An 11,520-nucleotide genomic window follows, 5' to 3' on the forward strand; every position below is an offset into this window, starting at 1 on the left:
GTGACCTCCTTTTGTATGCGGTAATCCCTGTTACCATTGTTTTTTTCCAATTCATAGTATACAGGTAAATCCACGATGCTACAAATTGGAGGTCATTACATATTGTCTTCTTTTATTTGATTTAGACGGAACTTTATTACAGAGTGACAAAACAATATCAACCAGAACATTATCAGCTCTAAAAAAATGCAGGGGAAATGATATATTGATAGGTGTTTCCACCTCCAGAAGTGAGCAAAACTCTTTGGTATTTTTAAATGAATTGATGCCCGATATTTTAATATCGAGTGGAGGTGCATTAGTAAAATACAAAACAGAATATATTTATAGGGCAGAATTTTCCGAAGAAGAAACGAATGTGATGATTGACATGGCAAGAAATATTTGTGGAAATGATTGCGAAATTACGATAGACACAATAGATGCACATTATTGGAATTATAAAATAGATCCTAAGAAGTTAGATAAGAGTTGGGGAGATAGTATTTATACAGATTTTTCAGATTTTAACGAATGTTCATTAAAAATGTGTGTTGAGATATTTAATCAAGATAAGGCAGATAAGCTGACTCGAAGTCTCTCTGATTGTGATTGTATTCGTTTCTCTGATGGATTTTGGTACAAGTTTACAAAAAAGAATGTGACGAAAGAAAATGCAATTATGAAGATTACGGAAGTATGTGGATTTAGTACAGATTCAATTATTGCATTTGGAGATGATTATGTAGATATCGGAATGCTTGAATTATGTGGAACAGGTGTTGCAATGGGGAATGCGATTGATGAGGTAAAAGAGAGAGCTGATATTGTAATTGGTTCAAATGATGAAGATGGTATTGCGGGTTTTATTGAAAATGAAATATTATAGATATGTACATGGAGAGGAAATATGGTGGAAGTAAAATTTTATGATACGGTTAATGATGAACTATTGAAATTTGCAGTGATTATCTCACAGAGTAACGGCAAGTGGGTATTTTGCAAGCATAAAGAAAGAGATACATATGAAGTGTCGGGAGGGCATAGAGAAGCTGGAGAGGATATTTTAGAAACAGCTAAAAGGGAGTTGCAGGAAGAGACTGGGGCTATCAAATTTGAGATAAAACCAATATGCGTATATTCGGTGACAGGTAAGACTAGAGTAAATGATACTGGTGAAGAAACATTTGGAATGCTATATTTTGCAGATATAACAATGTTTGAAGAAGAATTACATAGTGAGATGGAGAAAGTGGTTCTTCTTGATGAACTTCCTACTGAATGGGCATATCCTTTAATTCAGCCATTATTGATTGAAGAGTATGAGAGAAGATTATAAATCCCAGTTTGTAGGGAGGGTAAAAATCCCAATTTATAGATAAGATGAGATATATATGTAACAAGTGACATATATATCACAAAAAGAAATGAGATGTTTATATGCTTAGTATATATAAGCGAGAATTTGTAACGGAAATGCCACTGGCCTTTGTATTAACACTGGCGGGAATGGCAACTTTGATTTTGCCAAGGGAGATGATGTTGCAGAAAGTAGGAATATTGGGGGTTCTACTTATGATGCTAATGTCTGTTGTCTCAGTTGTAAGTGGTTATTTGTAATAGATCCATACTTGGTGATTGGAATTTTGTATATTTATCTTGGATTAGAGAAAATGCTGAGATATTTGTTTTTTGTTTTCATTGAAAAATATGAAATGAGGGCATATAAAAATGAGTAGATTAAAGGCAACTTATATAAAAAATTTAAGGGTAGAAAAAGGAATGACACAACAGGAATTAGCAGATCTTGTAAATGTACGAAGAGAAACTATAGTCCGACTTGAAAATGGAAATTATAATCCCACATTATCTCTTGCGGTTGATATTGCGCGAGTTTTTGAAATAGCCATAGAAGAAATTTTTATATTTGAGTAAGACGTATACTCTCAGCGGAGGACACACCATGTTATATCAAAGAGAATTTCAAAATAATGAGGAACCTGCCAAGCATCATATCAGTTGTTTTGGCTACGAGACGGAGGCGGACCGTCAATATCCCACCCATTGTCACGCGTATTATGAGATATCTTACCTGGTCTCTGGGGAGCGCTATCAGATTATCAATGGGCAGAGATACAAGGTGGAGCCTGGTAGCTTCTTTTTGTTTTCTCCACTTTGTATGCACGGTTATCACAACATTACGGAGTGCCAGGATCTGGTGATTCAGTTTTCCAGCGATTTTCTGTATCAGGTTAGTTCCAGTCTTCAGAAGGATCAGGTGTTGGAGATCAGCCCGGATGCAGAACCTTTTCTGATGTTGGATGGAGAACACCGGAAATCTCTGGACGACTTGTACCAAAAACGATTTTACAATCGAATTTATAATAAGAAGGGCAATCTGGCGGAGGAGTGGCAGATGGACGCTGTTATATTGCAGTTTTTGGCAAAGTTGTTGGAGAACGGCAGTATCCAGCTGCATCAGGGCTACGGAGGCAAAGAGGAGATTCAGCAGATTAGTGATGTGATCCATTATCTCATGGCGAATCCTGCGGAAAGATTGGACATGCACGAGGCATCCCAGAGATGCGGTCTGAGCTACTATGCGTTCAGTCGTTTTTTTCACGAGATGACTGGTATGGGATATGCGGAGTATGGCAATCTGATTCGCATACGACACACGGAGGAGCTGTTGATCTACAGCGATATGTCAGTGGAGGAGATTTCGCGGGCTGTGGGGATGAGTTCTGCAAATTATTACACTCGTTTATTTAAAAAAGTAAATGGCATGTCACCCACAAAATATCGAAGTGTTTACGGGAAAAGACAATATTAATCCACAAGGAAGTTGCTGGAAATTAGCACAAAGTTGCGGTGCCATTGACATCCTTTTTTTCGCCATGTTACTATGAAATCAACATATCAATTTCATGTAAAGGAGGATGACTATGAGACGTGTATTACCTATTGTATTAAGTCTTAGTCTGGTAGTGTCTGGACTGGGCTTTGTGCCAACAGCAAAGATGGTTCCCGATGCCTCGGCAGCGGTTGCCGGTAAGCTGTCGGATGCTTCTCAGGGAGAGATTCTGGAGAGTCTTGATGAGGGGAATATTATTGATGAGGTTAGCGGAAATGCTTGGAAATCGGAAGCCAATGCCAATCCGATCTCTCCATCTATCTTTTGTGCGGATCCAACTTGTGTAGAGTACAACGGAAGACTTTACGTGTATGGAACCAACGATCATCAGCAGTACCAGGAGGATACGAAAAATGATTACGATCAGATTCGTTCACTGGTGGTATTTTCTACCGATGATATGGCCAACTGGATTTATCATGGAAGAATCGAAGTGGGGGAGATTGCACCATGGATTGTCAATTCCTGGGCGCCATCCATCACTTCCCGTGTTGAGGAGGATGGCCTGACTCATTTTTATCTGTATTTTGCAAATGGTGGACAGGGTGTAGGTGTTATCACATCCACAGATCCAGTGGAGGGTTGGAGTGATCCTTTGGGAAAGCCGCTTGTATATCAAAATATGCCGGGACTGAAGAATTGTCCTGCACCGTTTGACCCAGGCGTTGTCATCGATGACAATGGCGTAGGCTGGCTGGCTTTTGGTGGCGGTACTACCAACGAAAGTCCTATTCATAGCAAGGTGCCAAAGGTGGTAAGACTGGGCAAGGATATGTTGTCCTTTGACAGTGAGTTTGTGTCTATCGACGCACCATATTTCTGCGAGGCCAGTGAGCTGAATTATATCGACGGAACATTTTACTATACCTACTGTAATGACTGGCAGGATAGAGGCAAGGAGTGGGACTATGATGGTATTGCAAAGCCGCCTAAATGTTCTATGGCATATCTGACCACCAAGACTCCTTTGGATGCAGACAGTTGGAAGTATCAGGGGGCATATTTCTATAATTCTGGCGAGAACAGCACCGGTAATTCCGGTATGACATGGGGCAATAATCATACTCATTTTGCCAAGTATCAGGGTGTAAATTACATCATCCATCACACAATGATGCTGGAAGATGATGCACATATCAGCGGTGGTTTCCGAAGTCTGATGGTGGATTATCTGCCAATGGATCCTGCAAACTTAAGTATTCCAATTACTGCGGCAAGCCGAAAGGGTGTGAAGCAGATCAAGGCGGTAGATGCTTATACAGAGCAGAGAGGTAGCCTGATGTTGACTTCGGCAGATGTATTTTACGACAAGGTTGCGAACCCAGCTGCCAAGAGTATGGCTTCTGGTGCTTGGACCATGGTTAAATGTGCAGACTTTGCCTACGGCGCAGATCAGTTTGTGGCAAACGTGAAGGGTAAGGGCCGCGTGGAGGTTCGCTTGGACAACGTGCAAAGTGAGCCAGTGGCATACATTGAGTTTGATAATAGTGATTTTGCCAAGGTTGCCAGCAAGACAGTGAAGAAGTTTGATGGAAGAAATCATAATGTATTCTTCGTGTTTAGCGGAGCAGATATCGAGTTCGACAGCTGGTATTTTACCAAGTCCGAGAAGGTGGCAAGACCTGCCGAGGATATCAGCGTGACTGATGTTACCGCCACAGATGTGACCATTCAGGGGCAGACAGCGAACGGTGCCATCAATTCCACACTGGAAGTGGTGAGATCAGGTGACTATGTGATGAAGACTGCACCTATTGCTGAGAAAGATGAAGTCTTAAATCTTGGTTTTGTCAATTACGATGAAAATGCAACATATGATATCTATGTGAAGAGTCTCACATTACACACAGCAGACGGAGATGTGGAGATTCCTGTTGGTCAGAAGTTAAATCCTAAGAGCAGAGATGGAAATGGTCTGGCCAATGGATGGGGCGGAGCTACCATCGGAAGCTGCGTATATGGTACCGAAGAGTGTGGTCTGTTTGCGGAGACCGCTTCCGTGGATTGGATTAACTATCGATTTGCGTTAAAGATTAATGGAGAGGAAGTTCCATATACTTCCATCGACTACAATGTCACCATCACTGTAGCTCAGTCGGAAAAGCCAACTCCGATTCCTACTGAAGTGCCAACAGAAGTGCCAACTGAAGCTCCTGCAGAGACAACTGCTCCAGTTCAGACGCCTGTGGTAGTGCCAACTAAAGCTCCTGCAGAGACAACTGCTCCAGTTCAGAAGCCTGTGGTAGTACCTACAGAGGCATCAGCTCAGCCAGCCTTTGACCTGAAAAAACCAGCGATCACCAAACTCACCAAGCGCAAGAAGTCCTTTAAGATCAGATGGGCAAAGGTGAAGAATGCATCCGGCTATGAGCTGCAGTATTCCACATCATCAAAGTTTACTAAGAAGACCACAAAGACAGTTAAAGTCAAAGGTAACACCAAATTTGCCAAGACGGTTAAGAAGCTGAAGGCCAAGAAGAAGTACTATGTACGTGTTCGCGCATACAAGGATGGTAAGGCTGTCACAGTGTACACTAAGTGGTCTAAGGCCAAGGCAGTAAAAACCAAGTGATGATGAAAGCATGTTATCATTAGCCCTGGAAATGTGAGATTTTTTTGTTGTCTACAACTAAAACATATGTTATAATCCTGTCTTTGACAGTTGAAAGAAGGCAAAAACCTCGCAGACCGCGTAATTACGCCGTTTGCGAGGTTTCTTTTGTTGGAAAGTATGTGGTAATATTTACTTCTTTTTGGTCTGATTTAAAATTTTTCTCATGTTTTTTTGAGATGTTATCTGATAGTCTGTTCTGAAACCAAAAGCATCATGAAGAGCATCAGTGATATCAGTTCGTGTGTAGGTTGGGATATATCCTTCGCCAGGTGCAATCAGCATATCCATAGAGCGGATAGTATCAATCAACTCTTCGCAGGTGTACTTCTCATTAAGTTTTTGTTCCAGAATTCTGTAAATAACAAGAGCAGTAAAACAGGTAGTGAAATGAGCTGTGATTCTGTCTTTTCTTGATAGGTATACAGGTCTTGCCTTAAACTCAGTTTTCATGATTCTGAAGCATTCTTCGATTTCCCATCTTTTCTGATTGATTTTAATAATACTTGAAACATCGTATTCAAGATTTGTACACACAGCATAGAGACCATCGTACTTTGCTTCATTATCTATTTGGTTCTGGTTGAGAGAGGTGATTGTTTTACTTGCGATTTCGCCGTCGGGAGTGCAGTGTCCCTGCTCAATAAAGCGTTTTGGATCATTAGCTCTGTTCTTCGTAAGCTTTGAAGGTGATTCTACAAATTTTTTAGCTCTTTCAATCTGGCGTTCTCTGATGGTTCTCTGATAATTACGATATTTGATGGAATAGGTAACAATAAGATGCTGCTCAAGATTGTTCTCATTAATCCATCTGTCTTTATAGAAAACCTTCTCGTAATCAGTTTCTTCATCTAACTCGCTTAATTTATATTTTTTGTTACTTCCAGGAAGATACCATCCATCGTCTTCGAGACAGAAATCCTGTAAGAATCCTTTTAACTTTTTAATGGACTGTGTTGTAACAAATCCTCTGCCTTGGATACTGTTGAATTTTCTGTTGGCAGTCGAAGAAAGACCGGCATCCGTACATACGATAAAGTCAGATGCTTCAAAGTCTTTAATAATCTTTTGCTCAAGAGGAGACATGGAAGGTTGTTCATTCTGGTTACCATCAAAAACAGAGAATGCGAGTGGAATGCCATCTGCATCCATAAACATGCCCATCTGAACAATAGGGTTAGGTCTATGTTCTTTTGAAACACTATACTTTCTGAAAACATCTTCGTTTTCAATCTCGAAGTAGTAGTTAGTGCAGTCGTAATAAAGGACTTCTTTCTTTCGATTAACTACTTTCTGGGAGTTCTTATAAAGTTCAGCCTGAAAGAAATCATTTTCCTTTGCAATAACTTCAAGAGCTCGGTAGACCTGATGTAATTCGCATTTGGGCTGCTCAAGGAATTTCTGGGCATTCTCAAGTGATGAGAGCTTCGAACCCGGTGCAATGATTCTTGAGTAAACAAGCATTGAAAGAATGTCATTTAAGTCATAATCAAACTTATATTTTTCAGAAATAGAGTTACATATCTTATCAAGTCCAAGCGAATAGTGAATATCCTGGAGAAAGAGATAGCCTGCATTACAAGAACGGCGGACGTTCTTATCAATCAAAGCTGAGGATGAATATCTCATAATTATATCTTGTTTGTGAGCCTTTTCTTCAGCAGTTCGTTTTGCTGCATATTCCTTGGCCCAATCTAAAGGATCCATATCTCCGCAAATCTTTTTTATCTCGTCATAAGTTCCAATTTTTTCAACAGTCTTTGTTGTAGTTTTGTTTCCAACTCTTACAGACCTGCTTAAGTAATATATTGTAGTGTTTTTTGATTTAGAAATACTGACTTTCATGGCGCACCTCCGATATGCTTATCATATCACATATCACCAAATATCGCCACAAGATAATAAATAAAATTTGACAAAAAAATACAGGCTATTCAAGGTCTGCAAGGATTTTTCTAATATTCAACTGTCAAACTACCGAATAAATGAAGTTCTGATTTTGAATTAAAATCTAAGTGTCAAAGACCCGAGAAATCAAGAAATAATACGGAAATAATACGGATAAAAAATTTTATTGACAAAAATCAGTAATATTGCATATAATATTACCAAGGATAGTAATGTCCTTAATGTGCAGCATTTTAAGTTGTAGACAATTGGAAGTCTTAAAAATTCCAAGTTCGTTTTTGCATATCTATGGGATGTGCGTGGCTTGTAGCAGGCAGGATGCTACAGACAATCGGAAGTCTTAAAAACTCCGAGTCCGTTATTATATGCCTATAGGGTATATGTGGTTGACAACCAACATGAAACTGCAAAATTAGGAGGCGTAGAGATGCGTCTCCTATTTTTATTTAAGAAAAGGATAGGATACTATTGGCAAATAAATCGCAAATACTTTCAGATGGTCATAAAGAGAAAATAAGAAGTCAGATTATATCTGGGGCTAGAAACTACAAGAAACAATTAATGGATAAAGTGTTTCTTATTGTATGCGAGGATGGAATTGAATATGAAGTTAGATTCTTTAAGGGTGATTATAAGCATTTGACTGGTATATATAGTAATCTTAGCGATGATGATTTTTTTGAATACTGTGTTAGCGGTAAAGTAGATAAAGGTAACATTGATACGCAGCAAAAGTATGACTGGGGAACTCTTAAGAAAAGGGAAGAATAATCCAGAATATACACGAACTGTTATATAAGGATGATCAAAAGACATTGTTGCTTGAGGCTCTTTATACTAATACATATGTATTTCCTGTTGCAATTAAGGATATAGCAAATGATATTTGCGTTGGCTTTGTATCTAATATTCATAAGGCAAGGAGCTTAAGACGTGCTAAGAATTCTACTAATGCAAAAGCAGAGAAAAGAATTATAGCTGTTCTGGCAAAGAAAAATGGTGAAAATGTTTATGGTGAATTAGTGTATCTATCAAGCATAAGAGGTGTGTATGAGAAAAATGAAGCTTTGTTAGAGAAGATGGATGATTCAGTAATGATGAGATTCATGGAGATATTGACGCGTCCAGATTAGTTATCGTGATACAAATATGATACATAAAAATTTGATACACATAATAATAGGAATAAAATCGTGGATATTTATGTAATAAACATAGAGATTATAGCGTAAGATACGCATTTACAATGGATATCCACAGAGTTTGAATAGTATCCACAAGTCTGGGAAGCCTTATAAACAGGAAGTTCCCAGACTTTTTCTTTTTGCTCTGCTACTAATTTGCTACTAAACACATTTTGTTGTGCTGGCGTTAGGATAATCGCCAACTTGCTAAAATATGGCGGATTATGTACATTCATATCTGTTAAATAATATGACGGATTGGCATTGGGATAATCTTTCCGGATGTTTCTTCCGTATTGGTGGTTTGAAGTCCATTCGTCTGCATTGTGGATTTCGGATTAAGGAGATCCTGCAGATTTTGAACCAATTCACCTTGTTTGTGTGGAAAGAGGTGTGAGTAGGTATTTAATGTTGTGGATACCTTCTCATGTCCCAAGCGTTCAGCAATGGTTAGAGCATCAAAGCCCTGATTGATCAAAAGACTGGCATGACTGTGACGCAGATCATGGATTCGTATTTTTTTAACACCGGAGTCTTTGCAGCCACGAAGCATCTCATGACTGAGAAATGACTTGGTGTAAGGAAAAAGTCTGCGTTTTGGATCAAGCATATACTGTCTGTTGATAAAATCTTGTAATTCTTCTGCAAGAAAGTCGGGCATGGCAACGAGACGTGCTCTGTTGCAGACAACAGAATTATCACGACAAAAAATGATTTCCGTATTCCCAATTCCAGTCAGTTCCTATTACATCATCGATAGTTAGTTTTCCGCTTGCAGTCTGTAAATTTGGACATGCACGATATTGTAAAACGTTTCGTGGTTATGGCGCTGATTATGGAAAGTGTCCTTTCAAAAAAGAAACTTATTATGGATATAAAGTACATGTTTTAATTACGTTAAAGGGATATATTGCATCATTTGAAATCACACTAGCATCTATAGATGATCGTAAGGGATTAAGTGATCTGACAGCTCATTGGTTTAATGTTACAATTTTAGCGGATAAGGGTTACGTTGGAAAAAACACGAGACACGAAATGCTTGAAAAGAATATCTGTTTCTTTGCTTTGAAACGTTCTAACAGTAAAGGAAACTGGCCGAGATCCATACGTCAATTGATATTCAAATTGAGAAGACGTGTAGAAACTGTATTCTTTCAATTGAGCGGTCAGTTAAATGCAGAAAGAGTGCGGGACAAAAGTTTTCAAGGGGTATGTACCAGTCTGGTCAATAAAGTACTGGTCTACAATCTCTGTATTGCATTAAACAGTATTTTTGATGAAAACTGTAAACTTGGGAAAACCAAGGAGTTGATATTTTAAAAATTTTGTTCTTTCAATATCTACAGGGATTTTTTGCGGTTTTTTAGGTTTTCTTATAATTTATTTGAAATAGCACAATAGGTTAAATTAGGATACGGATACAAATTTAATCGATTTGATCGAGCATTAGAAATAGAACGCTGTAAAAACATTCGTTGATTTTCACAGCGTTTTTGGCTATAATAAAAATAGTATTTATTTGGAAAGGATGGTAACTATACCAAATATATTACCAGTATCTGATTTGAGAAATTACAATGAAGTGTCGAAAAACTGCCAGGTGGGAGAGCTTGTTTTCCTTACGAAAAACGGTAGGGGGAAGATTTGTGGTAATAGATATAGAAGATTATGAGCGAGATAAAGCAGAAAAGAAACTTTTAGAAAAGCTGCAAGAGGCAGAGGCGACTGTCGAGGATGGAAAAGGTTGGTTGTCATTGGATGAATTGAAGATAATGGTGGGAGAATAGAGCATGATGAAGTTACGGATCAATCCGTTAGTGGCAAAGGACTTGAAATCTATTAAGGATTTTATTACTGAGGATAATGCAGATAAAGCATTGGAAACAGTGCAGGCGATTTATCGCCAGTTTGAGAATATACAGCAGTTCCCCTTACATTGCTACGGACTTGTCCAAGCGTGTGGGTTTTCAGACGGACTATAAGTATGTGGTGTGACAAAATTAGGTTGTGCTGTATAAGTTTGTTAAGGAAGCGGTAGAGATTTATCGGGTGGTAAATCGGTATCAGGATATTACGAGAATATTTGGGTGAGATACTTTGTTAGTTGGAATTACTAATTCATAATTTTAAGCAAACGGATGGAGAAAAAATATAGGAGTATATATTAGAACTTTTATGCTAATAGTATGATGATTTGGAAGTGGTAACGGAGTCGAGAAGAAAAAGGTGTTTTACAGACGGATGACCTATAAAAACAATAGGTGATTTGTATGTAGGCTAGATAAAGGAGGAGGTGCAAATGCGATGAGAAATAAGTATAGATTGTCAATTATGATCGTTTTGATAATCATGTTGTTTATGTATATAGCGGGTGTGGTTGGGGTAGCATATGAACTAATTTCGCATTTACTTTGGCGGCGTTAATATTAAGCATTTCAATGACTGTTGATACTTTTGCAAAACAAAATAAAATTGCAGAGGGAATTTCATTCGTTTTGGAGGTTTTGGCATTATTAATAATGGTTATGATTCCAAATCTAAAACATTTTGTTCTCTTAAAGAAATTGATGAGCACATTAGATACCAATGTTTTATTGATGTTAGCTTTATTTTTTACTTTTGCAGGTCAATGGGCTACAGAAATAAAGATAAAAGACATTAAAAATAGAAAGGAGAAATAAGATGTATACAAGCGATGAAAAGTACGAAGTAATATTGAATAGTGTTGCAGATATTAACATGTCTAACTGGCAAATAACGAAAACACTAGATACCATGACAATGGTAAACAATAAATTTGTTATTCTTTCTATTATCAACAATTTGCTAAACGAGGGAGTGAATAAAAAAGATATTTTTGTGACAGATAAATCATTTTTGATTTCTACAAATTATAAAACATATTTTGAAAAAGGAAAACA

Annotated in this window: 11 protein-coding genes and 3 pseudogenes; 12 read left to right on the forward strand and 2 right to left on the reverse strand. The window is 38.0% G+C overall.

All coding sequences use genetic code 11. The features are described 5' to 3' along the window. Positions 1 to 85: 85 nt before the first annotated feature. The 5 genes from DXA20_RS15475 (at position 86) to DXA20_RS15500 (ending at position 5,465) form a co-directional block, all read left to right on the forward strand. Positions 86 to 868: a Cof-type HAD-IIB family hydrolase gene (locus DXA20_RS15475; RefSeq protein ID WP_243100710.1), complete on the forward strand. Its 783-nt coding sequence runs from the start codon at positions 86 to 88 to the stop codon at positions 866 to 868. A gap of 21 nt (positions 869 to 889) precedes the next feature. Further along, positions 890 to 1,318 carry an NUDIX hydrolase gene (locus DXA20_RS15480; protein WP_118562011.1) on the forward strand — a complete coding sequence of 143 codons (429 nt, stop codon included), beginning with the start codon at positions 890 to 892 and terminating at the stop codon, positions 1,316 to 1,318. Positions 1,319 to 1,710: 392 nt separating this feature from the next. Continuing rightward, positions 1,711 to 1,914, forward strand: a complete 204-nt coding sequence (locus DXA20_RS15490) for a helix-turn-helix transcriptional regulator (RefSeq protein ID WP_022307304.1) — start codon at positions 1,711 to 1,713, stop codon at positions 1,912 to 1,914. Positions 1,915 to 1,942: 28 nt separating this feature from the next. Further along, a complete protein-coding gene (locus DXA20_RS15495; protein WP_022307303.1) occupies positions 1,943 to 2,812 on the forward strand; it encodes an AraC family transcriptional regulator in 870 nt (289 codons plus the stop codon). A gap of 112 nt (positions 2,813 to 2,924) precedes the next feature. After that, positions 2,925 to 5,465, forward strand: coding sequence for a family 43 glycosylhydrolase (locus DXA20_RS15500; protein ID WP_243100711.1), 2,541 nt, complete (start codon positions 2,925 to 2,927; stop codon positions 5,463 to 5,465). Positions 5,466 to 5,636: 171 nt separating this feature from the next. Here the strand turns inward: DXA20_RS15500 and DXA20_RS15505 are convergent, their stop codons facing one another. Next, complete coding sequence (locus tag DXA20_RS15505; RefSeq protein WP_118562013.1) at positions 5,637 to 7,349, reverse strand: IS1634 family transposase; 1,713 nt, start codon at positions 7,347 to 7,349, stop codon at positions 5,637 to 5,639. Positions 7,350 to 7,880: 531 nt separating this feature from the next. Here DXA20_RS15505 and DXA20_RS15510 point away from each other — a divergent pair. Both DXA20_RS15510 and DXA20_RS15515 read left to right on the forward strand, forming a co-directional pair. Next, complete coding sequence (locus tag DXA20_RS15510; RefSeq protein WP_118562015.1) at positions 7,881 to 8,183, forward strand: PBECR4 domain-containing protein; 303 nt, start codon at positions 7,881 to 7,883, stop codon at positions 8,181 to 8,183. 47 nt (positions 8,184 to 8,230) lie between these two features. After that, positions 8,231 to 8,545: a hypothetical protein gene (locus DXA20_RS15515; protein WP_118562017.1), complete on the forward strand. Its 315-nt coding sequence runs from the start codon at positions 8,231 to 8,233 to the stop codon at positions 8,543 to 8,545. Between the two features lie 292 nt (positions 8,546 to 8,837). Here DXA20_RS15515 and DXA20_RS15520 read toward each other — a convergent pair whose 3' ends face one another. After that, positions 8,838 to 9,257 (reverse strand): tyrosine-type recombinase/integrase, encoded by a 420-nt coding sequence (locus tag DXA20_RS15520; protein ID WP_118562019.1) that lies wholly within the window; start codon positions 9,255 to 9,257, stop codon positions 8,838 to 8,840. 4 nt (positions 9,258 to 9,261) lie between these two features. Here DXA20_RS15520 and DXA20_RS15525 point away from each other — a divergent pair. The 5 genes and pseudogenes from DXA20_RS15525 to DXA20_RS15545 all read left to right on the forward strand — a co-directional run. After that, positions 9,262 to 9,919, forward strand: a pseudogene (locus DXA20_RS15525) (IS982 family transposase); the annotation flags it as partial. Between the two features lie 217 nt (positions 9,920 to 10,136). Continuing rightward, a pseudogene (locus DXA20_RS18555) lies at positions 10,137 to 10,386 on the forward strand (type II toxin-antitoxin system prevent-host-death family antitoxin). Positions 10,387 to 10,389: 3 nt separating this feature from the next. Then, positions 10,390 to 10,690 (forward strand): annotated as a pseudogene (locus DXA20_RS18560) (type II toxin-antitoxin system RelE/ParE family toxin). 347 nt (positions 10,691 to 11,037) lie between these two features. Then, the gene (locus tag DXA20_RS15540; protein ID WP_118562021.1) at positions 11,038 to 11,280 is read left to right on the forward strand and encodes a hypothetical protein; all 243 of its coding nucleotides are present in this window, start codon (positions 11,038 to 11,040) and stop codon (positions 11,278 to 11,280) included. Position 11,281: 1 nt separating this feature from the next. After that, positions 11,282 to 11,520: hypothetical protein (locus DXA20_RS15545; RefSeq protein ID WP_147403771.1), on the forward strand; the 239-nt coding region annotated here is incomplete at its 3' end.

The sequence above is a fragment of the Roseburia sp. AM59-24XD genome, assembly GCF_003478445.1.
Taxonomy (GTDB): domain Bacteria; phylum Bacillota; class Clostridia; order Lachnospirales; family Lachnospiraceae; genus Jutongia.